Here is a 21,248-nt window from a genome sequence, read left to right as displayed (position 1 = left end):
CTCGTCAGGCCTCGGTGCCCGTCTCGAGGTCGATCTCGTAGTGGATCATCCCCGAGCGGGCGGCGAGGCGGTCGTAGAGTCCGCGCGCGGTGGTGTTCGTCTCGGCCGTGAGCCAGTAGAGCTTCGCCGCGCCCTGCTGCTCAGCCCATGCGCGGACGTGCGCGATCAGAGCCCGGCCGACCCCGCCACCGCGCACGCCGGGTGCGACGAACAGGTCTTCGAGGTAGCAGTAGTCCGTCGTCGCCCACGTCGAGGGGTGCGTCAACCAGTGGACGATGCCCACTGCGGTGCCGCTCTCGTCGCGGGCGAGCGCGCCATGGAAGCCGGAATCGGCGTCGATGAGGCGTTCGAAGGTGGCATCCGTGGTCGCGGGGTCGAGGGCTTCCTCATAGAAGGACAGATAGCCGCTCCACAGGTCGTCCCACTCGGCACGGTCCTCGGTCGTGATCGGTGCGATCGTCGTCATGACTCGAGAGTAACGAAGTGGTGCGGAGGTTCACTCGACGGGTCGAAGGCTCCGCAGGATCGTGGCGTGACGAACCAGGAACGTGCGTTCGTCGAGCTTCTTGCGCCGCAGCCAGCCGGTGACCTCGTCGTTGTGCTTGCTCGCGTTGCACGAGGCGCACGCCGGGACGACGTTCTCGAGCGTGTAGCGGCCGCCGCGCGACACGGGTTGGATGCAGTCGCGTTGCAGGGCGGCACCGTCCCCACCGCAGTACGCGCACCCGCCCCAGGCATCCATCAAGTCGTACCACTGCTCGTCGGTGAGGTCGTTGTCGACGCGGGCGAGCCGGTTCTGTCGGCGCTTGGCATAGCGGGCACGGGTCGCCGGCGACGCGGTGGCGGAAGAGACCTTGCGACGGCGGCGCATGGGCCGATGCTATCGCGGTGAGCGCTCGACGCGCCTCAGCCCTGGCCTACCGAGGTCAGCTCATGTGGCGCGAGATTCAACCGCTCGCCGCCGACCGCGGTCACGACCACGATGTCCTCGATGCGGGCACCCCAGGAGCCGGCGAAATAGATACCCGGCTCGATGCTGAACGCCATGCCCTCGCGAAGCACCATGTCGTTGCCCGGAGCGATGTACGGCTCCTCGTGCACCGAGACGCCGATGCCATGGCCGGTGCGGTGCAGGAACGCCTCATCCAGCCCGGCGTCGGCGAGAACGTTTCGCGCCGCAGCATCCACCTCCGCCGCGGTGGCGCCAGGACGCACGGCGTCCACTGCTGCCTGCTGAGCGCGCACGAGCACCGCGATGCGCTCGGCGGCAGCGGGGTCGGGAGTGCCGACGACGTAGGTCCTGGTGCTGTCGGAGTTGTAGCCGCTCGGCACTGCCCCTCCGATGTCGACCACCACGATGTCGCCGTCCTCGATCACGCGGTCCGAGACCTCGTGGTGCGGATCGGCGCCGTTCGGGCCGGATCCTACGATGACGAACTCCACCGTGCGGTGTCCTTCGGCGACGATGGCATCGGCGATGTCGGCGGCGACCGCGCGCTCGGTGCGTCCGGCCCGAAGCCACTCGTGCACGCGGCGGTGCACCGCATCGATCGCCTCTCCGGCGCGGCGAAGCTCGGTGATCTCCTCGGCGTCCTTGACCATGCGGCCCTCGCGGAGCACGGGCGTCGCGAGTTCGAGACGCACACCCAGTCGCTCACCGATCGGGATCACGTGCAGGGCGGGGAGGGCATCGGAGACGCCGACGCGCGATACGGTGCCGACGGATGCGGTGATCAGTGCGTACGGGTCTTCGCCGTCGACCCAGTCCGCGACGGCGAGTGCGAGCTCTCCGACCGCCGTGGTGCGCACCTTCGCGAGCTCCATCCGTGGGACCACGATCGTCGGCGCGACGTCGGGGCCGATGACCAGCGCAGTGAGTCGTTCGATGGTGTCGCCTTCGACGCCCACCAGATACTGCAGATCGGGACCCGGGCCCACGATGATGGCGTCGAGCCCGGCCTCGGCGGCGAGGGATGCGGCACGGCTGAGACGGGCGGCGTACACGGAAGCGGGGAAGGGCAATGTGCTCACGGGCTCCACGCTACTGCGCGGGTGCTCGCAGGGCATCCGATTCGTGGTTCGATCCATTTCGCGCGCACGGTCGGGGCTGAGCGACTCGCCCCGGTCGCAATGCCGCAGATCATCGACGGCTGAACGGAGGGGCGCGGTCGTTCAGCCGCTCCCCCTCCGCGGTGGTCAGCTGATGGCGACGCGGATGCGCTCGGCGAGGAACTCCAGATCGGCCTTCGTGAGGTCGGTCACCGCGTAGGCAGTAGGCCAGACGGTACCGTCGTCGAGGTTCGAGATGGGCTCGAACCCGAACGTGCCGTAGCGCACCTTGAATTTACTGGCCGGCTGGAAGAAGCAGAGCACCTTGCCGTCGCGGCCCCATGCCGGCATTCCGTAGTAGGTGCGCGGTACGAGCTCCGGGGCGACCTCCGAGACCAGGGCGTGCAGCTTCTTCGACAGCGCCTGGTCTTCGGGAGTGAGCTTCTCGATCGCCTCCTTGATGTCGGCCTCTCCCGCCGCTCGAAGCTCTTCCGGGGACTTCTTCGCGCGGGAGCGCCGGGTGCGGGCCTCCTTCGCGGCGGCCTGCATGGCCTCGCGTTCCTCAGCGCTGAAGTTCTTCTCTTTCTCGGCCATGATCGGTCCTCTCGACGTGCGTCCGGTGTGCAGATCACACTACGGACGCCGGGTGGCGATGCGCTTCTCGATTCGTGATCGATCTCGGCAGGACGCACGGTCATCGACTGTCGTCGCCGACGGATAGTGTGTGATCCATGGACCTGCGTGTGGCGGCGTACGCGGTCGTCACCGATGACGACGGGCGGTTGCTGCTGGCGCGCTGGACCGAGGGTCGCCGGGTGGCATGGACGATGCCGGGCGGCGGACTCGAAGCGGGAGAGTCTCCGGAGGATGCCGTGCGTCGTGAGCTGCGCGAGGAGACCGGTTACACGGTCAAGGTCGGTGAACTCCTTGGCATCCACTCGCGGGTGATCCCCGCCGGTCGACGCGTGCAGAAGGCTGCAGATCCGCTGCATACCCTGCGGATCCTGTATCGGGCCGAGGTCACGGGCGGCAAACTGCGCTTCGAGACCGGCGGCTCGACCGACATGGCGGAGTGGTTCCCCCTGAAGGCGGTTGCCGAGCTGCAGCGCGTCAAGCTGGTCGACATCGCCTTGCGGATGGCTGGCATCCTCTGACAGGAGCTGCGCCGCCGCCCGGGATCAGCGCTCTTCGGGGACGGAGATGTCGGCGACGGTGGCGCCGTAGGCCGCGAGCAGGTCGTCGGCGTCGACGAACAGGCTGTATCCGTGAGCCCCCGCACCCATGGCGATGCGCTGACCGACGATCGACTCGTCGGCGTAGATCGGCCAGTCCGTGGTGCTGCCGATCGGCACGATGGTTCCGCGTTCGTAACCGGTTGCCGCGAGCGCCAATTCGGGCTCCGGCAATCGCAACTTGTTCACCCCGACCAGCGCGCGCAGCTTCGGCCAGGAGATCGAGCGGCCGCCGGGTACCAGGGCGAACAGGAAGGTGTCATCGGACCGCTTCACCACGAGGGTCTTCACGATGCCCGACGGAGGGATGCCGAGGAGCTCGGCCGCCTCGAACAGGCTGCCGGCGGCGGGACGTTCACGGATCTCGATGTCGAGCCCTCGAGCGGCCGCCGCGTCCCGCACCCGTGCATGCTGATCGCCTCCGTCACCGGAGGCGACGGAGGCGGGATCAGACGGGGTCACGCGTCGGGTGCGGCGAGCGGGTCGTCCGCGACCCAGAGCTCATCGTCGGCGCGCAGAGTCTGCCAAGCGGCGTAGAGCACACCGACGGCCGCAGCAGCGCCGAGGATGATCGCGATGACGGAGCCGAGGCCCGGTCCCGACTTCTGCGGCTTGGTCGCCTTGCGCACCTGCACGGCGACGCCGTGGCGCTTGGCGTTGGCGACGTCCCACGCGCTGAGTGCCGAACCGACAACTCCGCCCACGATCGGGACGAACTTGTCGTCGACGACGTGCTTGCCGATCTTCACGCCACGGTCGACGACCGGGGCGACACGGCGGTTGTACGTGTCCTGGATGGCCGGCACGACCTGCTCACGATTGAGGTTGCCGAGCTGACGGCCGGCCTCACGGGCGACATCGGCGGCGTGACCGACGAGCACCTGCTGGTTCTCCCAGAGCTGGTTCGCGTCGTTCTGAAGACGACGCAGTTCCTTCTTCCGCTTGCGGCTGAGGCTCACGATGCTCTCCTGTCCATTGGAGTACGGGTTCCCCATCTTGCCACGAGAGGCTGGAAGCCGGGCGGGAATCGCCCGGCCCTTGCTTCTTCGCCTCATCAGGGGTAGATACCACGGCCAACTCACCGGAAGCTCTGCGAGAATGAGGACATGGCTCACGCTTCTCATGTCGCAACCCTGCACACCAACCACGGTGACATCGTCATCAACCTCTTCGGTGACCACGCCCCGAAGACGGTCAAGAACTTCGTCGGCCTCGCCGACGGCACCCAGGAGTGGACCGATCCCGCCACCGGCAAGCCCGGCGAGGGACCCCTCTACAAGGACGTCATCTTCCACCGCATCATCCCGAACTTCATGATCCAGGGCGGCGACCCGCTCGGACAGGGCGTCGGCGGCCCCGGCTACAACTTCGACGACGAGATCAACATGGAGCTCAACTTCAACGAGCCCTACATCCTCGCCATGGCCAACGCCGGTCTCCGCCGCAACGCCATCACCGGCAAGCCCGAGGGCACCAACGGTTCGCAGTTCTTCATCACCACCGACCCGACGCCGTGGCTGCAGGGCAAGCACACGATCTTCGGCGAGGTCGCCGATGACGCTTCCAAGGCCGTCGTCGACGCGATCGGCGCCGTGCAGACCGGTGCGGGCGACCGTCCCGTCGAGCCGGTCGTGCTGCAGTCGATCGACATCGTCGCGGCCTGACGACAGCTGCGGCCGATCCGGATGACCACGCCTGAGTTCACGAGCAATCGCGACAACTTCTGCTACCGGCATCCGGATCGGCAGAGCTTCGTGCTCTGCCAACGGTGCATGCGCACCATCTGCCCCGAGTGCCAGACGCAGGCGCCCGTCGGCGTCATCTGCCCGGAGTGCATGAACGCCGACCGCAAGAACCGCACCCCGGCCCAGAAGAAGGCGGCCCGTCGTTGGGGCGGCAGCGGTGGAGCGAGCATGGCGATGGCTCGCAGCGGCAAGCCGGTGGTGACCTACGCGCTGCTCGCGGTCACGTCGTTCATCGGACTGCTGCAGCTGATCCCTGGTATCGGCGAGCAGATCACCGGCCAACTGCTCTTCGCGGCGCCGTATCTGTATCCGAACCTGTCGCCGCTGCCCTTCGAGCCCTGGCGATTGCTGACCGCGATCTTCGCCCATGGCGGCTTCATCCACCTCGCGCTCAACATGCTGGCCCTGTGGATGCTCGGACAGAGCCTCGAGCCCATGCTCGGTCGCGTTCGCTTCCTCGCTCTCTACCTCATCAGTGGTCTCGGCGGCTCGGTCATGGTGGCGGTGCTCGCGCCGCTGACCTCGACCGTCGGTGCCTCCGGCGCGATCTTCGGCATGATGGCCGCTCTACTCATCGTCGGTCGACACCTCGGTGCCAACGTCACGGGTCTTCTCGTGATCCTCGGCATCAACTTCGTCTACGGCCTGGTATTCGGCGGCGGACGGATCTCCTGGCAGGCACATCTCGGCGGCCTGCTCATCGGAGCCCTGGTGGCGTTCATCTACGTCAAGACGAAGCGACGAGACCAGCGCACCCTGCAGATCGTGCTGCTCTCCGCTCTGGTCGTCCTGTTGATCGTTGTGGTGGCGTTCGTGCCGCCGCTCATCCTTTTGTCCTGATCCAGAGTTGTTAACAGGGTTGTTAACCCCTGTGAATAACAACGGTGTAATTCTCCCCAGGCTGTGGAGAGGGCTGTGGATAACTTTCGCTCTGGGTGGCTTGTGGGGCGGGAACGGGGCCGTTCCCTTACGTGAGTCGTACTTCGCTGCTGACATGAGAAAGGCCCTCTCGCATCGCGAGAGGGCCTTTCTGGAAGAAGGAGTGAGGCGTCAGCGCCAGCGGGTGGTCATCAGGAATCCGATCAGCGCGATACCGAGTCCGATCGCCAGGTTCCAATTGGAGAGACCCGGGATCGGGTACTGCATGCCAGAGATGTAGAACACCAGGATCCAGGCGAGACCCAGGAGCATGAACCCGATCATCACCGGCTTGAACCACACGGCGTTGGGAGCGGCGTCGCCTTCAGCGCGCTCGACGGCGGGTTCTTCAGTCTTGCGGTCACGTGCCATTCCGTCATTGTACCCATGAGACCTGTCTCGGACGAGGTCGAGCAGGCCCTGGGACAGAGGGCGAGACGGTGACGCCACGGCATCCGCCCAGCGTTCCCGGATATGATCACCGCATGACTGCATCCGTCGCGCCTGGGGGGCGACGTCCGCGCCGGCAGCGACCACGCTCCCGTGCAACGTTCGCGAGCGTACTCGGCGAGCTCCTTCTGACGGCAGGCGTGGTCGTTCTCCTCTTCGTGGCCTGGCAGATGTGGATCGGCGACATCATCATCAGTGCACAGAAGAACGACGAGGGTGCCGCCGTCTCCCAAGCCCTCGCGCAGGCGGAGGCACCCGCGCTCCCCCCGGTCGTCGAGGGCGAAGACGGCACCTCCACCTACATCCCACCCGTGCCCGCAGCCCCGGCCGACGCGCAGTGGTTCGGCCAGATGCACATCCCCCGTTTCGGAGCCGAGTACAACTTCGGGATCTTCGGGGGCACGAGCCGTGCGCGCACGCTCGATCAACAGGGCATCGGAATCTATACGAACTCCAAGATGCCCGGCGAGGTCGGAAACTTTTCCCTGGCCGGGCACCGCACGACGTGGGGCAAGCCGTTCAACCAACTCGACAAGCTGCAGCTGAACGACGCGATCGTCGTCGAGACGCCCGACGGCTGGTACACCTACCGCTTCCGTACGCTCGAGTACGTGAAGCCCTCGCAGACCGATGTGCTCGCCGATGTTCCGCAGATGCCGGAGCAGCAGACCGGCGAGCAGTACATCACCCTCACCGCCTGCTCGCCTCTGTACTCGCTGGCGGAGCGCATCGTCGCCTACGGGGTGTTCGAGAGCTTCCAGCCGCGGGCCGAGGGACCGCCGACCGCGCTGACCGACCCGCCGCCCCCGCCGGCCGCGCCATCCGTGTGATCGTGGACCGCCATAAGGGAGAAGACTGATGTACGCCGCACTCTGGCGCCTGCTGCCCGGACCGTGGTGGCTGCGTGTGCTCATCCTCGTGGTCGTCATCGCCGCCGTGCTCTATGGCCTGTTCTGGTACGTGTTCCCCTGGGTGAGCCCGATCATCGCCCCCGGTGAGGTCGACGTCGAATGACGCGAGTTCTCGTGGTCGACAACCACGACAGCTTCGTGCACACACTGGTCGGATACCTGAGCGAGCTCGGCGCGCACACGGTGATCATCGAATCCGATGCCACGGATGCGGCTCAGCTGGAGCGGATCCTTCCCGAGTACGACGCGTTGATGCTCTCTCCGGGCCCCGGTGCACCCGTCGACGCGGGTGCGTCGCTCGACGCGGTGCGCATCGCCGCTCGCCTGCGGGTGCCGACGCTCGGGGTGTGCCTCGGGCATCAGACGATCGGCGAGGCGTTCGGGGCTCCGGTCGCCGCAGCGCCCGAGCTCATGCACGGCATGGTCTCGGCGGTGACGCACGACGGCTCCGCGTTGTTCGCCGGGATCCCTTCGCCGTTCGACGCCGGGCGCTACCACTCCCTCGCGCTGGCGGCCTCCGATCTGCCCTCCGAAGTCGTCGTGACCGCCTGGACCGAGAACGGAACCGTGATGGCTCTGGCTCACCGCGATCAGCCCCTCTGGGGCGTGCAGTTCCATCCGGAGAGCGTGCTGACCGAGGGAGGCTACCGGCTCCTGGCGAACTGGCTGGAGCTGTGCGGCGACGCGAACGCCGTCGGGCGCGCTGAGGAACTTCACCCGCTGGCTCGCTGAACAGCGTCGGGCGGGGGCATACGCCCGACGGTGCTATCCGGTGCAGAAGAAGATCTGGACCGAGGAGCCCACCGGAACGTCACCCGGCGCCACCGACATCGAGTGGACCGTGGTCGGCTCCGTCGCGGGGCACTCCGCGGTCTCCGTCGGCACAGCGACCAGACCGAGGTCCGCGAGGTTTGTCGTGGCGGCATCGACGGTCCAGCCGACGAGGTCGGTCAGCGTGACCTTGCCGCTGGCCACGACGAGATTGACGACGGTTCCCGGATCCAACTCCGCATCGGCCTTCTCGCTGGCGGAGATGACCGTGTTCGTCGCCAGGGCCTTGTCGTTGCGCTGGATGACGGTCCCGAGTTCGAGGCCGGCCGCCGTGAGGGCCTTCGTGGCATCGTCGAGGGCCATCCCCTCGATCTTCGGCATCACCACGGTCTCCTCGCCCTTGGAGACGTACAGGGTGATCGTGGAACCCTCTTCCACCGACACTCCCGCTTCGGGGTCGGTGCGGATCACGTTCCCCTCCGTCACCTCGGAGCTCGTCTCGATCACGATCTTCGATGAGAGGTCGAGTGCGGCGAGGTCGTCCTGTGCCCGTTCCGAAGACACGTTGACGAGGTTGGGGATGGTGCGCGACGTGCTCGACACCTCAGTGGGCCGCATGCTGATCGTGACGACCCAGAACAGCACGGAGGCCAACAACACGGCGAGCAGCGCCACGCCCGCCCAGATCCAGGCGACCGGAGGACCGGACTGGGTTCTGGTCATGGTCGTGTCCGTGCTCAACTGGCGAAGCGATCGCGCGGTCTCCTGCGCCTGCCGCGGGCTCGCCCCGTACAGCTCGCTGGTCAGCGCACCGAGCTCCTTGCGGGTCGGAGCGTTTCCCGTCATCGCGGAATCGAGCGCCGCGCGGAAGTGCGCGGCATCCGGATAGCGCTGGTACGGGTCCTTGGCGAGCGCGCGGAGCACGATCGGGTCGAGATTCCGCGGGGCGTCCTCGTTGACCTCGGTGGGAGGAACGGGAGTCTCGCTGACGTGCTGATAGGCGACCGCTACCGGCGACTCGCCACGGAACGGCTGCCGCCCCGTGAGCAGCTCGTACAGCACGACACCGGTGGAGTAGAGGTCGGCACGAGCATCGACGGGTTCGCCCTTCGCCTGCTCCGGTGAGAAGTAGGCGGCGGTCCCGATGATCTGGGTGGTCTCGGCGACGGTCGACGACGAGTCGGAGACGGCTCGGGCGATGCCGAAGTCCATCACCTTGACCTGACCCTTGTCGGTGACCATCACGTTGCCGGGCTTGATGTCGCGATGCACGACACCGGCGCGGTGCGAGTAGTCGAGCGCCTCGAGGATTCCGTCGACGTAGCGGACCGCATCGGTGGCCGGCACCGGGCCGGCGGCGATGATGTCCTTGAGGAGGGTGCCCTTGACGAGCTCCATCACGATGTACGGCGGTTCCGTGGAGCCGATCTCGCTCGTCGAAGGGTCGCCGGCGTCGAACACGCGGACGATCGACGGATGCGACATGCGCGACGCCGCCTGGGCCTCGAGGCGGAACCGGTTACGGAAGGTGGTGTCGCGCGCAAGGTCGGCATCGAGGATCTTGATCGCGACCTCGCGCCCGAGCGTCAGGTCGTACCCGCGGTACACCTTCGCCATTCCGCCATGCCCGATGAGCTCGTCGACGCGGTACCGACCCGCGATGACTTGTGGCTCTGTGGACACGGAAGACCCCCCTGGAAACTACGCTTGCTGAACTGGAACTACAGATTACCCGTCGGTGCCGCTGTTCCCATCGCCGGGGTCGGTGGCCGCCGTGATCGTCACCGAGAGCGGCGGAGACGCGGCGGAGGTGCGCTGGTCGCCGCCGGAGCACATGCCCTGGTAGCTGACGATGAGCTGCTGTCCCGCGGCGTCGGCGATCTTCACCTGCGTGTTGCGCTGCGTCGGCTGGAAGTTCGGGCCGCCCGAGACGAAGGTGCCGTTCTGGACCGACACGACGTAGCCGGAGAGAGTGGTTCCGCTGGGGCAGGTGAATCCGGTGCCCCAGGAGATGGTCACCGTCGAGCCGGCGACAGGGTTGCCCGTGATGGTCGGGGCGTCGGTCGGGGTCGGCAGACCGGCACGAGCGGCGTAGACCGTGAGGGTCATCGCCTGGGTGGTCTCCACGTTGCCGGTGGGAGCCACGCGGTAGACCTTTCCGACCTCTTCATCGCTGGGTGCCGGGTCTCCGTCGACACAGGTGATCTCGCTGTTGAAGCCGGCGCCCTTGAGCGTCGAGGTGGCCGCGCCGCAGTCCATGCCGTTCAGGTTCAGGGCGGTCACATCCACTCGCGTCACCTCCGGCGTCGGGGTGTTCGGCGGTGGAGTCGTCTGCGTCTGGGTCGGCTTGCTGCTCGGCGACCCCGTGGGGTCGGCGTCGCCGCCCTGGTTCGCGAGCATCGCCCACACCGTGCCGCCGAGCACGATCACCAGCAGCGCGATCAGAGCGATCAGCGGCCAGGTCCAGGGGCTGCGCTTCTTCTTCTTCTCCTCTTCCACGGCTTCCTCCGTGGGAAGCTGAGCGGTGGTGGGAAGGATGCGCGTGGTGCCGTCGTCGCCGGAGGCATTCAGGAGTCGGGTCGCGTCGTCGCCGCCGGCGATACCACCGGTCGCGATCGCCGGCACAGCGATGGCCGCGGAGTTCAGATCGCCCCGGCGAAGGGCCTGGGCCGCTCGTGCCACCGTCGCGGACGACGAGGGACGATCGCTGGGCTTCTTGGCGATCATCGCCATGACCAGATTCTGCACCGGGATCGGGACGGTCGGAGGCAGGGGCGGCGGCTGCTCGTTGATCTGCGCCATCGCGATGGCCACCTGCGACTCGCCCGTGAAAGGACGCTTGCCCGCCAGGCACTCGTACGCGACGATGCCGAGCGAGTAGGTGTCGGTCGCTGGCGATGCCGGGTGACCTGACGCCTGCTCGGGCGAGAGGTACTGCACCGTGCCCATGACCTGGCCGGTCGCGGTGAGAGGCACCTGGTCGGCGATGCGGGCGATGCCGAAGTCGGTGATCTTGACGCGGCCGTCGGGCGTGATCAGCAGGTTTCCCGGCTTGATGTCGCGGTGCACGAGACCGGCCGCGTGGGCTGCCTGCAGCGCGGAAGCCGTCTGGGCGACGATGTCGAGAGTCTTGTCGGCGCTCAGCGCACCATCGCGCTCGAGCACGGTCGAGAGTGCCTCGCCCGGCACCAGTTCCATGACGAGGTAGGCGCTGCCGTTCTCCTCGCCGTAGTCGAACACGCTGGCGATGCCCTCATGGTTGACGAGAGCAGCGTGCCGCGCCTCGGCACGGAAACGCTCGAGGAACCCGGGGTCCCCCATGTACTCGTCCTTGAGGATCTTGATGGCGACGGTACGTCCGATGACGTGATCCGTCGCCTCCCATACCTCGCCCATGCCACCGATCGCGATACGCGACTGCAGCTCGTAACGACCACCGAACGACACACCCTGCGTCGGCCTCATCTGCCCAGCACCGCCTCTATGACCTTCTTCGCAATCGGAGCCGCGATGGTGTCGCCGCTCCCTGATTGTCCCTGTCCGCCGCCGTCTTCGACGACGACCGCTACTGCGACCGCGGGGTCGTTCGCCGGCGCGAAGCCGGTGAACCACAACGTGTGCGGCCTGTTTCCGTTCTCTGCGGTGCCCGTCTTACCGGCCACGTCGATCCCGTCTATTCTTGCACCCTGGGCCGCGCCCGTTGCGACGCTCGCGACCATCGCCGCGGTCACGTTGTTCGCCACATCGGCCTCCATCGCACGTCCGAACTCACTGTCCTGGAAAGCCTTGATGACTGAGAGGTCGTTGCCGATGACGGCGTCGACCATCCGCGGGTTCATCACGATGCCGTCGTTCGCCAATCCGGACGAGACCATGGCCATCTGCAGCGGGGTCGCCGTGACCTTTCCCTGACCGAATCCGGTCAGCGCGGTCTGGGCGTCGTCGAGGCCGCGCGGGTAGCTCGACGGCGTCGACGTGAGCGGCGTGTCGAACGACTGGTTGAAGCCCAGCTTGTCCGCCATCTCGCGGATGGTGTCGTCACCGAGCTCGACGGCCAGCTCGGCCATCGGGATGTTGCAGCTCAGACGGATCGCCTCGGCGATCGTGACGGTCTCACCCGGACCGCACGTGCCCCCCCAGGCGTTGGAGACGCGGTTGCTCGAACCGGGAAGGGTATACGCGATCGGGTTGGGCAGCGTGGAATCCGGAGTCCATTTGCCGGTCGCATAGGCGGCAGCCGCGACCACGACCTTGAACGTCGAGCCGGGAGGGTTCAGGTCACCGGCGATCGCCCGGTTGGACAACGGCTTGTTCGCGTCGGCGACCAGCTGATCGTAGGTCGCGTTCGCAGCGTTCGCATCATGCGTCGCCATCAGGTTGGTGTCGAAGCCGGGAGTCGAGACCATCGCGAGGATGCGTCCGGTTTTCGGGTCCATGGCCACGACCGCGCCCTTGAGGTCGCCGAGGGCGTCGTAGGCAGCTCGCTGCGCCGCGGTGTTCAGAGAGAGCTCGACGCTGTATCCGCGCTGCGGCTGGCCGGAGAGGATGCGCTCGACCTCGCCGAGGAACGCGTTCGACCCCGTGCCGGAGAGCTCGGCGTTCATGGCCTTCTCGATGCCGGTGCTCGAGCCCAAGGCGGGGTTGAAGTAACCGGTGACCGGTTCCCACAGCGCCGCATCCGTGTAGACGCGCTGGAACTGGTACCGGTCGTCGCTCGGCACCGAGTTGGCGATCGCGACCCCGTCGACGATGATCGATCCGCGTTGGATCTCGTAGCTGTCGAGGCGCGTGCGCTTGTTGTTGCTGTTCTGGGCCAGCGCATCCGCCTCCACGACCTGGATCCAGCTGGTCGCGGCGAACAGTGCGATGAACATGAACAGCATGATGATGCTGAGGCGACGGAGTTCCTTGGTCATGTCAGCCGATCACCACCCGGGGCTGACGGCGCACACCGTCGGAGATGCGCAGCAACAGCGCCACGATGAGCCAGTTGGCCACGAGGGAGGAGCCACCCGCGGCGAGGAAAGGAGTGGTCAGACCCGTCAGCGGGATGAGGCGGGTCACGCCGCCGACCATGATGAACACCTGCAGAGCGATCGTGAACGAGAGTCCGGTGGCGAGCAGCTTTCCGAAATCGTCCTGACCCGCGAGGCCGATGCGCATGCCGCGGCTGACGAACACCATGTAGAGGCAGAGGATCGCGAACAGCCCGATCAGGCCGAGCTCTTCGCCGAGGCTGGTGATGATGTAGTCGCTGTGGGCCAGCGGGGTGACCTCGGGACGGCCCTGACCCCACCCGGTGCCCATGAGTCCGCCGCGTGCGAGGCCGAAGAGTCCCTGCATGGGCTGGTAGCCGGCGCCGTCGGGATCGACCTGGTCGGCGTCGAAGAGGAAGAGCCAGTTGATGAAGCGTCCCTGCACGTAGCTGAGGATCTGCGTCGCGAGTGCCACGCCGGCGACCACGAGGGCCAGGCCGATGAGCACCCAGCTGGTCTTCCCCGTCGCGACGTAGAGCATCGCGACGAACATCCCGAAGATCAGGGTTCCGGTTCCGAGGTCGCGCTGGAACACGATGATCCCCAGCGAGATGAGCCAGACGACGAGCACAGGTCCGAGCTCGCGCATACGGGGCCAGGTGATGCCCAGCACCCGCTTGCCGACCGATGTCAGACTCTCGCGGGTGCGCACCAGATAGCCGGCGAAGAAGATGGCCAGGCAGATCTTGGCGAGCTCGCCCGGCTGGAAGGCGAAGGCACCGCCGAGCGACACCCAGACCGCCGCATTCGCATCGGGGATGCGCAGCCCGGGGACGAACGGCAGCAGCAGGAGCAGGATTCCGGCGAGGCCGAAGATGTAGGTGTAGCGGAACAGCACGCGGTAGTTGCGCAACAGGATGACGACCGCGATCGCACCTGCGAGCGAGATCGCGGTCCACGCGAGCTGCTTGGTCGAGTAGGCGTTCCAGCCGGTGTTCTCGAAGGCGATGTCGATCCGATAGATCATCGCGATGCCGAGGCCGGTGAGGAGGGTCGCGATGGGCACGACGAACGGGTCGGCGTCGGACGCGACGAAGCGGAGCACGATATGCAGGGCGAATGCGAGGGCGGCGAGACCGCCGCCGATCGCCAGGATCATCGGGTCGATCACGCCCAGTGCGCCCAGCTGCACGAGCGTGAGGGCGGCTCCGCTGATCGCGCAGGCGAACAGCAGCAGCCAGAACTCGCGATTGCGCTGGTTCTGCGGCATCCGGATGCGCTTGAGCGCCTTGATGACGCTGGTGTCGGCGGCGACGTCGGTGCTCATCCCTCACCCCCGGCCGGCGTGTCGACAGGGGTCGGCATGGGGGTGGGCAACGGGGTCTCGATCGTGTTCGCGTCGGCCCCGGCGCGGAGCCGGTCGACGATCGCCATCGCGTCGGACAGAGATCGTGCGGTGATGGTGCGCTCGACCGATGCCCGCTGATACGGAGGCAGATTCGCGAGGAGGATGTCGGTGTCTTCGACCGGAGTCGACAACGTGATCGGCCCGATGTTCTGCTGCACGCCTTGGAAGATCACGACGCTGTCCTCGTCGGCGCCGATGAAGTAGCGCGTCTGGGTCCAGCTGTAGGCGGCGAAGGCGGCGACGCCGAGCATCACGATCACCACGAGGGCACCGGCGATCCAGCCGAGACGACGGCGCTTGGCGCGACGGCGATCTTCCTCGATCAGCTCCTCGAGGTACTCGGGAGCCGGCTCGAAGTGGCTCGGCTCGTTCGCGGCCTGGCGCACCGGGTGCAGCCAGTTGCCGCGCGGAGGTCGGACCGGAGGCACGTAGACGCCGTCGGGGTTCGATGCCGAGCCGACGATCGTGGGGGTGCCCGAGTGGATCGGATGCTGCCCGCCCACGTCGACGAGGACGATCGTGACGTTGTCGGGCGCGCCGCCGTCGAGAGCCTGCTTGAGGAGGTTGTCGGCGGTGCGGCCGGGCGCGAGGCCGAGCTGCATGGCCTTGAGGATGTGCGGTTCGTCGACCACGCCCGAGAGGCCGTCGGAGCAGAGCAGCCACCGGTCGCCTGGTTGCGTGTGCATCACGAACATGTCGAGCTCGGGATCGGAGTCCATGTCGCTGAGCACGCGCATGAGCACGGAACGGCGGGGGTGGTAGCGCGCCTCCTCCGGCGTGATGCGGCCCGAATCGACCAGACGCTGCACGAAGGTGTGGTCGGCGGTGATCTGCGTCAGTGCGTCGTCGCGGTACAGGTAGATGCGCGAGTCGCCGATGTGGCCGATGACCGCGTATTCGTCGACCATGATGATCGCGCTGACCGTGGTGCCGAGGCCGGCGAGTTCCGGGCGGTCCTTCGCGGCGCGGATCAGGTCGCCCGCTGCGGTGGTCGCGGCGGCCTGCAGCGAGGCCTGCGCGTCTTCGGTCGACGCATAGGGCTGGTCGAGGGGCTCCAGACGCTGGATCGCGATGCTGGAGGCGACGTCTCCGCCGGCGTGCCCGCCCATCCCGTCGGCGACGACGAAGAGATTCGCACCGGAGTATCCGGAATCCTGGTTGTTGGAGCGGACCTTCCCGGTGTGGGAGATCGCGACGCTCGAGCCCTCGAAGACCATGCCGGCGTCAGGCTCGCAGCTCGAAGGTCGTGGCGCCCACCTTGATCGGGGTGCCGAGCGAGAGGGCGACGGGCGAGCCGGAGACGCGCTGGCCCGCGACGAAGGTGCCGTTGGTGGAGTCGAGATCCTGGATCGCCCAGCTGTCGCCGCGCAGCATCAGGCGCGCGTGGTGACTGGACGTGTAGTCGTCGCGGATCACGAGAGCGGACTCGCTGGAGCGGCCGATCGTGAGGGAGTCGGCGCTGAGCGGCAGCTCGAGGCCCGCTTTGGGGCCGGAGGTGATCACGAGCCGCTTGGCGGTCGCGACCGTGGCCGGACCGGTGGAAGGGCGAGCGGATGCCGGTTTCGCCACCGGTGCTGCGGGGGCTGCGACCGGCGCGGCGGCCGACCCTGCCGCCGCCTCTGCGGGGAGCTTGCGCACTCGCACGCCGAACAGGTCGGCACGCAACGAATACACGACCCCGAACACGAAGAACCACATCAGGATGAGGAACCCGATGCGGAGCAGAAGGAGGATCAGTTCACTCACCCGAGGGCTCCGAACGCTCGGGTGGCGTCGTCGCCGCGGGGTGCAGGACGCGAGGGTGACGCGACCGGGACGACGCGGAACACCAGATCGGTGCGTCCGATCGTGATGGTGGTGTCGCTCGGGAGCGCGGCTTCGCGCAGCTTCTGGCCGTTGACCTTCGTGCCGTTGGTGGAGCCGAGGTCGCGCATCATGGCGCGCTCGCCATCCCACAGGATCTCGGCGTGCTTCCGACTCGAACCGGCGTCGGCGATCGTGATGTCGGCATCCGAGCCGCGGCCGATCACGGTGCGGGCACGGGAGATCGAATGACGACGGCCGTCGACGTCGACCACGGCCTGCCAGGTCACACGACCTTCGACCGTTCCCGAGCTCACACGCACCGTGCCGGTGGCGACCTTCTCATCGGCCTCGAGAGTGATGGCGAGCGGTCCGGAGAAGCTGTATCCCTGGGACTTGGCGTGTGTGGTGAGAAGAGCATGCAGCTCGTCGGTGAGGGCGCCGCCGAGTCCGCGCATCCGCTCCGCATCGTCGGCACTCAGCCGCACGACGAAGCTGTTGGGCGCGATGATGCGGTCGCGGCTCACGACCGCAGCCTTCGTGTCGGCTTCGCGCCGCAGCGCCGAAGCGATCTCCACTGGCTGGATGCCGCTGCGGAAGGTCTTGGCGAACGCGCTGTTAACTGCGCGTTCGAGACCCTTCTCAAAGCTGTCAAGTAGTCCCACTGGGCTCCTCTGGCATGCCGACTGGTAGACACATCGTAGCCAGGTGTCCTGGGGGAACGCCGCCGATGACCCTCCAGGCATGTGCAACGAGGCCGAAAACGCATGATATCTTTGGGAAGTTGAGTTCTTCGGAACGAGACACACGCGCGAGTGGCGGAATGGTAGACGCGCTGGCTTCAGGTGCCAGTGTCCGTAAGGACGTGGGGGTTCAAGTCCCCCCTCGCGCACAGGGCGGGTTCATGAAAAGTCCATGAATCAGTTCATGAAATGCGAGTTCGGCGGTTGCTTCGATGAAAATCGGGGCAGCCGCCGCCTCATTTTCCGGCCTCCGCGGCCGATTTGTAGCCTGATCCGCGCTCGTCGCAGTTCCTTCCCACGACGAATGGCCCCTTGAGGGGCTGCCGGTCTTGCTATTCGGTTCGGGTGAGTCTTTCCGACTACGCGGGTGGGGCGAGTGCCCCTACGGTCTCCGGTCGGACGTTCGGAAGGTCGGCGACAGTGAACTTCTTCCGGGACTTGCGGCGCTTCTTCTCTGCGGGCGTGCATTCCTCGCGGATTGCTCGCACCAGCACCCGCAGGTTGTAGGCGACAGCCATGAGCGCGGTGGCGATGGAGTGGTACGCCTCGCCTCGTCCGGGGCGCTTGGCGGCGGACTCCATGTCGGGGAATCGGGTGTGCTTGATGGACTTGTTGACGGACTCGACCTGGTTGCGCTGCCCGTAAACCGACTTCCACTGTGTTGTGCCCCACAGGTGCCGCTGTAGGTGCCGTACGACCTCCGGGTACGGGTGGATGGTCACGGAACCGCGGAGGCGGTTCTTCGAGGGTTGGATGCGCTTGCCGGTGGCGGGGTCGTAGGCCATGTAGGTTTTCGGGTCGGGATAGGTGAACCGCTGGTCACCTCGGTTGTGCTTCTTGTGAGAGATGTCGCCGTGACGCTTCATGGCATAGGGCTTGCGCGCCTCGATGGCCCACTCGACGTCCGCCTCAGTGACGGGCTTCCCGGTCTCGTCGTTCAGCTCACCCTCGTGGAACCACTTGGTCATGTACCTCAGTTCCGTAGGCATGTACTCCACGTAGAGCGCTCCATCGACGACAACGATGGGGAGACCTGGGACGGTGGCCTGAACGCCGAACTGCCTCTTGCCGTAGTCGTACGCGAACTCCCATCTGTCGACGCGGCATGCCTGTGAGAAGTTCTCCGACAGCATGCCGTTGAAGGCGCGGTCCGCGGCCGCGATACCGCGCTGCACGTTGTTCCCGGAGCGTGGCGGATGGCACAGGAGACGACCTTCAAACCCTGTTGGACGCCCAGCGCGGGCGGGCTACCAACCTCGATTCGTGAGGGCCTAGGCGATGATGCTGACCGCGCCCGCGCGCCCGCGCGCCCGCGCGCTCGTGTGCGGCCCCATAGTCGACGAAGACTGTGGTCGAGGTTTCCCCCAGACCGCTGAGACAATACGTCCATGCCCGCTGATATCAACTGGTTGCTGAGCTCCATCGCTCAGGCGTCCGCAGCCATGATCGCCATCGTCGGCGGTCTCCTCGTGTCCCGGTACGTGGGCTTGCATGCTGAGCAGCAGGCGACTGGTCGGCGCTTGAAGGACTTGACGGCACGGGCGACGGGTGCGCGCAAGCGGGCGGCGCGGTACCTGCGGGAGATGCAGGAGCTAAGTGCAGCCGATCTCGTTGATAATCCTGCTGTTTTCGAGGCAATCGTCCGCTCGGAGTATGACCTGCCCACGAGCGAGGTGTTCCGCATCACCGGAGATTCCGCTCGCGACTACGAGGACGATCTAGTGCTGGGTCAGCTCCGCGCGGTGACCGTCGAGTTGCAGAAAGCGGGCGCGGCCCTTAGCAGCCTTGTGCCCAGTGGCGAGTATCACGAGGACTGGGAGACGTTTCGGATCGCGCATCCTTCTCTAACGTTCCAACACAGGAACGCGTGGGAGTGGATGTACAACACCCTCTGCGACGCGCAGCAGGAGGCGGCGGAGAATAAGCTCGAACCTCTGATGAGGGCCTTGAGGAACGTAAATGCCGTGACGTGGGGGCGTGACGATGCTCCCACGGTCCGGCTTGACACCGTCCGAAAGCGCGAGCGCCTCACGGCCCTCTACGAGGCTGCGAACGAAGAGGGTACGGCCGCGGAGAGCGAGGCGGTGCTCGCCCAGGAGGCTTACGACCTGACGCGGCAGCCGGAGGGTTTTTCGCTTGCTCTGCAGGTACTTGTGACACTGGCGATCTTGGGGATCGTGCCGTCGGTGACGTTGATGGGCTTCGGAGTCGCGACGCTGGACCTTCTACCGCGACTCATCCTCGTCGGGTTCTTCCTCGGGGGCGTCGCATTGCTCCTGCGGTTCCTCTACGTGTACGCGCGTTTCCTGCAACAGGGCGGGAGAGCCACCCTGCCCACCAAGGTGTGGTTTGAGCTCTTCGAATCTGAGAAGCATGCGAATCACGCGGCCACGAAGGCTGCGGAAGCCGAAACCAACTAGTCAGCGGGCTGTCACCGCACGGTCTCGTGCCGCCAAAGACACGGCTGGAGATGCGAAGCGTGCTGGGACAACATCGCTTATGGAGGACACCGAAAGGCCTGGTCAGCTATCGGTTGAAGAAGTAGGTGGCCTGCACCAACCGGCTTTCGTATGACGGGCCGCCTAGGTGCAGCGCATCCGAACCACGAGTCGGCGCCCTCCCCGCGGCTACTTCTGCCAGGCTGGCGCTGTGACGGACTCATTAGACATGAACCTCGGCATGGTGGCAGCGACGTGGAAGTCGGTGGAAGCCGTGGGCATCCCGGATTCTCCTGTACGGCGCATGTTGTTCGATCTGGCTGACCGTTTCCAGAACCATGGACCAAATGACGACATCGCGCTACTTTCCGGGGCGTTCACTGCCCTGATGGATGTTCTGCAGGAGCATCACGCGGACAAAACTCCACTCCAGGTGCAGGCAGAAGCGCGACGTACGACCCGTGACCTGCGAGCGAGAGGGATCAATATCCCCGATATCGTCTTCCGCCACACGGACTTCGAGCTCCCGCCGCAGACACCGAACGAGCTTGCCGTGCAGTTGGGCTACGTGGACGGCGGACGCGCTGTCCGCCGCGTGCTACGTAGCGGGTTCCCGGAGCACGAGAAGCACGCTCGGTGGGAGCCGCTGACGGATGCACAAGTCCATTACGTGCGCGCGCACCTGCCGGCGCGGCCTTAGCGGGAGGTGCGGCTGGGGCCGACTCGTCCGTGAAGCGCACCGGAGACTAGTTCGTTGTCGGTGCGCGATCTGTCAGCTCGTCACCCACGGCGGGGACGATGAGCGTTCCGTCGTGCGCGCGCAGGTACTCGATGCCCGCTCAATAGGCGGTGGGCAGGATCTCCCACACCCACCCGTACAGGTTCTTTGCACGGCGCGCGGCTGAATAGAGCGGTGCCTTCATGCGTGGTGGATCGCCTTCGACAATGTCAAACGTGCACATGACCGTGCCGTATCCGTTGTTCAGGTGCGATGTCTGTGAGGGATTCTGAAGACCACAGTCTGCCGTGCATCCTCGATCCTCGCCAAAGTGGCCGCTGTCTCCGTGACTGAGTACGCCCAGGAGTTGCTTCATCGCGTCGAGGTTGCCGCGGCTCATTCTTATACTTCGCGGAAGTATAAGAATGAGCCACGGTGGATGCTCGAACAGCCGGCGTGCCGCGGCCATGGTTCAACGTCTTCAGGTGCTCACTGGCTCCACACCCAGGCGTCGTGCCGGGCGTCACGAAGCACATCATCCAGGTGACCTGCGCGCAACTGCTCGATGGCGCTGGGCTCCACGCCGTCGCCCTCCGGTCGGGCGATCAGCCACTGGGACCACGTCCATTTGGAGTTGGTCCCGGTGGCCAGTGTCTGCAGAACTTCGCCGCTGTAGCAGGGGCCGATGATGTCGGCCGACGGGTTCCTCGCCTTGGCCAACATCATCCTTCTGCCGCATCTCGGATCTGCCGCAGGCTCGGGGTCTTCAACGTCAAGGTGCGCACGTCGAGAAACACAGGACTACCTTCTTGGACATCGCATCTTAGGCTCGCTACTCGCCGTAACCCGGCCTCTCGCGATGTGCATGTGGCCGTGCAACAGCAGCTCAAGGCGCGCGGAATACCAAACCTCGGCGACGTGTGCGCGAGAGGCCGCAGATTCCGCTAGAGCGTCATCGGGGAAGCCCATCGGATTCTTGCGAAGTGCCTCCCGCACGCCGCGCACGGGCGTGCGGGCCGGAGGCTCGTGGGTGAGCATGACGTCTGCGGGACCGCTGGCGATGGCCGCGGCAACAAGTTCGTCGGT

At 66.4% G+C, this 21,248-nt stretch carries 25 protein-coding genes and 1 tRNA gene; 9 read left to right on the top strand and 17 right to left on the bottom strand.

Annotation, left to right across the window (positions count from 1 at the left end):
- Positions 1–4: 4 nt before the first annotated feature.
- The 4 genes from L687_RS39485 to L687_RS39470 form a co-directional block, all read right to left on the bottom strand.
- Positions 5–466, bottom strand: a complete 462-nt coding sequence (locus tag L687_RS39485; RefSeq protein WP_021201374.1) for a GNAT family N-acetyltransferase — start codon at positions 464–466, stop codon at positions 5–7.
- A gap of 30 nt (positions 467–496) precedes the next feature.
- Positions 497–871 (bottom strand): HNH endonuclease, encoded by a 375-nt coding sequence (locus tag L687_RS39480; RefSeq protein ID WP_021201373.1) that lies wholly within the window; start codon positions 869–871, stop codon positions 497–499.
- Between the two features lie 35 nt (positions 872–906).
- Positions 907–2,031, bottom strand: coding sequence for a M24 family metallopeptidase (locus tag L687_RS39475; RefSeq protein ID WP_031208175.1), 1,125 nt, complete (start codon positions 2,029–2,031; stop codon positions 907–909).
- A gap of 165 nt (positions 2,032–2,196) precedes the next feature.
- The gene (locus L687_RS39470) at positions 2,197–2,643 is read right to left on the bottom strand and encodes a hypothetical protein (protein WP_021201371.1); all 447 of its coding nucleotides are present in this window, start codon (positions 2,641–2,643) and stop codon (positions 2,197–2,199) included.
- A gap of 137 nt (positions 2,644–2,780) precedes the next feature.
- Between L687_RS39470 and L687_RS39465 the strand changes: the two genes are divergently transcribed.
- Entirely contained in the window at positions 2,781–3,203 is a 423-nt protein-coding gene (locus L687_RS39465; protein WP_021201370.1) for an NUDIX hydrolase, read from the top strand.
- A 24-nt stretch (positions 3,204–3,227) separates the two neighbouring features.
- Here the strand turns inward: L687_RS39465 and L687_RS39460 are convergent, their stop codons facing one another.
- Both L687_RS39460 and L687_RS39455 read right to left on the bottom strand, forming a co-directional pair.
- Positions 3,228–3,683, bottom strand: a complete 456-nt coding sequence (locus tag L687_RS39460) for an aminoacyl-tRNA deacylase (protein WP_029259474.1) — start codon at positions 3,681–3,683, stop codon at positions 3,228–3,230.
- 56 nt (positions 3,684–3,739) lie between these two features.
- The gene (locus L687_RS39455; protein WP_031208173.1) at positions 3,740–4,240 is read right to left on the bottom strand and encodes a hypothetical protein; all 501 of its coding nucleotides are present in this window, start codon (positions 4,238–4,240) and stop codon (positions 3,740–3,742) included.
- Between the two features lie 147 nt (positions 4,241–4,387).
- On the opposite strand from L687_RS39455, the gene L687_RS39450 reads away from it, so the two are divergent.
- A complete protein-coding gene (locus L687_RS39450) occupies positions 4,388–4,945 on the top strand; it encodes a peptidylprolyl isomerase (protein WP_021201367.1) in 558 nt (185 codons plus the stop codon).
- Positions 4,946–4,966: 21 nt separating this feature from the next.
- Complete coding sequence (locus tag L687_RS39445; RefSeq protein ID WP_021201366.1) at positions 4,967–5,866, top strand: rhomboid family intramembrane serine protease; 900 nt, start codon at positions 4,967–4,969, stop codon at positions 5,864–5,866.
- Between the two features lie 210 nt (positions 5,867–6,076).
- Here L687_RS39445 and L687_RS39440 read toward each other — a convergent pair whose 3' ends face one another.
- Positions 6,077–6,316 carry a cell division protein CrgA gene (locus L687_RS39440; RefSeq protein WP_021201365.1) on the bottom strand — a complete coding sequence of 80 codons (240 nt, stop codon included), beginning with the start codon at positions 6,314–6,316 and terminating at the stop codon, positions 6,077–6,079.
- Between the two features lie 113 nt (positions 6,317–6,429).
- On the opposite strand from L687_RS39440, the gene L687_RS39435 reads away from it, so the two are divergent.
- The 3 genes from L687_RS39435 to L687_RS39425 are packed head-to-tail and all read left to right on the top strand — an operon-like array spanning position 6,430 to position 8,037.
- Positions 6,430–7,224: a class E sortase gene (locus L687_RS39435; RefSeq protein WP_029259477.1), complete on the top strand. Its 795-nt coding sequence runs from the start codon at positions 6,430–6,432 to the stop codon at positions 7,222–7,224.
- 28 nt (positions 7,225–7,252) lie between these two features.
- Entirely contained in the window at positions 7,253–7,408 is a 156-nt protein-coding gene (locus L687_RS42930; RefSeq protein ID WP_021201363.1) for a hypothetical protein, read from the top strand.
- Positions 7,405–8,037, top strand: a complete 633-nt coding sequence (locus tag L687_RS39425; protein WP_021201362.1) for an anthranilate synthase component II — start codon at positions 7,405–7,407, stop codon at positions 8,035–8,037. Before L687_RS42930 ends, L687_RS39425 begins: the two co-directional genes overlap by 4 nt.
- A gap of 33 nt (positions 8,038–8,070) precedes the next feature.
- On the opposite strand, the gene pknB is transcribed toward L687_RS39425, so the two are convergent.
- Genes pknB through L687_RS39390 form a run of 7 tightly spaced genes read right to left on the bottom strand, consistent with a single transcriptional unit; the run spans position 8,071 to position 16,928 of the window.
- Positions 8,071–9,759, bottom strand: coding sequence for a Stk1 family PASTA domain-containing Ser/Thr kinase (pknB, locus tag L687_RS39420; protein ID WP_031208171.1), 1,689 nt, complete (start codon positions 9,757–9,759; stop codon positions 8,071–8,073).
- 45 nt (positions 9,760–9,804) lie between these two features.
- Positions 9,805–11,541, bottom strand: a complete 1,737-nt coding sequence (locus L687_RS39415) for a protein kinase domain-containing protein (RefSeq protein ID WP_031208170.1) — start codon at positions 11,539–11,541, stop codon at positions 9,805–9,807.
- On the bottom strand, positions 11,538–12,992 hold the full coding sequence (locus L687_RS39410) for a peptidoglycan D,D-transpeptidase FtsI family protein (protein WP_021201359.1): 1,455 nt from the start codon (positions 12,990–12,992) through the stop codon (positions 11,538–11,540). The genes L687_RS39415 and L687_RS39410 overlap by 4 nt, the downstream gene beginning before the upstream one ends.
- A gap of 1 nt (position 12,993) precedes the next feature.
- On the bottom strand, positions 12,994–14,379 hold the full coding sequence (locus L687_RS39405) for an FtsW/RodA/SpoVE family cell cycle protein (RefSeq protein WP_021201358.1): 1,386 nt from the start codon (positions 14,377–14,379) through the stop codon (positions 12,994–12,996).
- Positions 14,376–15,677: a PP2C family protein-serine/threonine phosphatase gene (locus L687_RS39400; protein WP_021201357.1), complete on the bottom strand. Its 1,302-nt coding sequence runs from the start codon at positions 15,675–15,677 to the stop codon at positions 14,376–14,378. Before L687_RS39400 ends, L687_RS39405 begins: the two co-directional genes overlap by 4 nt.
- A gap of 7 nt (positions 15,678–15,684) precedes the next feature.
- Complete coding sequence (locus tag L687_RS39395) at positions 15,685–16,206, bottom strand: FHA domain-containing protein FhaB/FipA (RefSeq protein ID WP_021201356.1); 522 nt, start codon at positions 16,204–16,206, stop codon at positions 15,685–15,687.
- Positions 16,203–16,928, bottom strand: a complete 726-nt coding sequence (locus tag L687_RS39390) for an FhaA domain-containing protein (RefSeq protein WP_031208169.1) — start codon at positions 16,926–16,928, stop codon at positions 16,203–16,205. Before L687_RS39390 ends, L687_RS39395 begins: the two co-directional genes overlap by 4 nt.
- A 144-nt stretch (positions 16,929–17,072) precedes the next feature.
- On the opposite strand from L687_RS39390, the gene L687_RS39385 reads away from it, so the two are divergent.
- Positions 17,073–17,155 (top strand) — tRNA-Leu (locus L687_RS39385).
- Between the two features lie 210 nt (positions 17,156–17,365).
- On the opposite strand, the gene L687_RS39380 is transcribed toward L687_RS39385, so the two are convergent.
- On the bottom strand, positions 17,366–18,181 hold the full coding sequence (locus L687_RS39380; protein WP_021201354.1) for a hypothetical protein: 816 nt from the start codon (positions 18,179–18,181) through the stop codon (positions 17,366–17,368).
- A 213-nt stretch (positions 18,182–18,394) separates the two neighbouring features.
- Here L687_RS39380 and L687_RS39375 point away from each other — a divergent pair, with 213 nt between their 5' ends.
- Positions 18,395–19,426, top strand: coding sequence for a hypothetical protein (locus L687_RS39375; protein ID WP_021201353.1), 1,032 nt, complete (start codon positions 18,395–18,397; stop codon positions 19,424–19,426).
- Between the two features lie 247 nt (positions 19,427–19,673).
- The gene (locus L687_RS39370; protein WP_021201352.1) at positions 19,674–20,144 is read left to right on the top strand and encodes a hypothetical protein; all 471 of its coding nucleotides are present in this window, start codon (positions 19,674–19,676) and stop codon (positions 20,142–20,144) included.
- Positions 20,145–20,283: 139 nt separating this feature from the next.
- On the opposite strand, the gene L687_RS42600 is transcribed toward L687_RS39370, so the two are convergent.
- Positions 20,284–20,562: a hypothetical protein gene (locus tag L687_RS42600; RefSeq protein WP_152525981.1), complete on the bottom strand. Its 279-nt coding sequence runs from the start codon at positions 20,560–20,562 to the stop codon at positions 20,284–20,286.
- Positions 20,563–20,651: 89 nt separating this feature from the next.
- Positions 20,652–20,888: a hypothetical protein gene (locus L687_RS39365; protein ID WP_152525980.1), complete on the bottom strand. Its 237-nt coding sequence runs from the start codon at positions 20,886–20,888 to the stop codon at positions 20,652–20,654.
- Between the last annotated feature and the right edge of the window lie 360 nt (positions 20,889–21,248).

Source organism: Microbacterium maritypicum MF109 (genome assembly GCF_000455825.1).
GTDB classification, from domain to species: Bacteria; Actinomycetota; Actinomycetes; order Actinomycetales; family Microbacteriaceae; genus Microbacterium; species Microbacterium maritypicum_A.
Note: the sequence above shows the minus strand (reverse complement) of the source record. Positions and strands in the feature narration are given on the sequence as shown.

Bases quoted from the DNA above. Each gene is read 5' to 3' on its own strand.
- L687_RS39375 (WP_021201353.1), top strand. From the start codon at position 18,395: ATGCCCGCTGATATCAACTGGTTGCTGAGCTCCATCGCTCAGGCGTCC.
- L687_RS39470 (WP_021201371.1), bottom strand. From the start codon at position 2,643: ATGGCCGAGAAAGAGAAGAACTTCAGCGCTGAGGAACGCGAGGCCATG.
- L687_RS39400 (WP_021201357.1), bottom strand. From the start codon at position 15,677: ATGGTCTTCGAGGGCTCGAGCGTCGCGATCTCCCACACCGGGAAGGTC.
- L687_RS39425 (WP_021201362.1), top strand. From the start codon at position 7,405: ATGACGCGAGTTCTCGTGGTCGACAACCACGACAGCTTCGTGCACACA.
- L687_RS42930 (WP_021201363.1), top strand. From the start codon at position 7,253: ATGTACGCCGCACTCTGGCGCCTGCTGCCCGGACCGTGGTGGCTGCGT.
- L687_RS39405 (WP_021201358.1), bottom strand. From the start codon at position 14,379: ATGAGCACCGACGTCGCCGCCGACACCAGCGTCATCAAGGCGCTCAAG.
- L687_RS39480 (WP_021201373.1), bottom strand. From the start codon at position 871: ATGCGCCGCCGTCGCAAGGTCTCTTCCGCCACCGCGTCGCCGGCGACC.
- L687_RS39365 (WP_152525980.1), bottom strand. From the start codon at position 20,888: ATGATGTTGGCCAAGGCGAGGAACCCGTCGGCCGACATCATCGGCCCC.
- L687_RS42600 (WP_152525981.1), bottom strand. From the start codon at position 20,562: ATGAGCCGCGGCAACCTCGACGCGATGAAGCAACTCCTGGGCGTACTC.
- L687_RS39450 (WP_021201367.1), top strand. From the start codon at position 4,388: ATGGCTCACGCTTCTCATGTCGCAACCCTGCACACCAACCACGGTGAC.
- L687_RS39435 (WP_029259477.1), top strand. From the start codon at position 6,430: ATGACTGCATCCGTCGCGCCTGGGGGGCGACGTCCGCGCCGGCAGCGA.
- L687_RS39445 (WP_021201366.1), top strand. From the start codon at position 4,967: ATGACCACGCCTGAGTTCACGAGCAATCGCGACAACTTCTGCTACCGG.
- L687_RS39440 (WP_021201365.1), bottom strand. From the start codon at position 6,316: ATGGCACGTGACCGCAAGACTGAAGAACCCGCCGTCGAGCGCGCTGAA.
- L687_RS39410 (WP_021201359.1), bottom strand. From the start codon at position 12,992: ATGACCAAGGAACTCCGTCGCCTCAGCATCATCATGCTGTTCATGTTC.
- L687_RS39415 (WP_031208170.1), bottom strand. From the start codon at position 11,541: ATGAGGCCGACGCAGGGTGTGTCGTTCGGTGGTCGTTACGAGCTGCAG.
- L687_RS39370 (WP_021201352.1), top strand. From the start codon at position 19,674: ATGAACCTCGGCATGGTGGCAGCGACGTGGAAGTCGGTGGAAGCCGTG.
- L687_RS39485 (WP_021201374.1), bottom strand. From the start codon at position 466: ATGACGACGATCGCACCGATCACGACCGAGGACCGTGCCGAGTGGGAC.
- L687_RS39465 (WP_021201370.1), top strand. From the start codon at position 2,781: ATGGACCTGCGTGTGGCGGCGTACGCGGTCGTCACCGATGACGACGGG.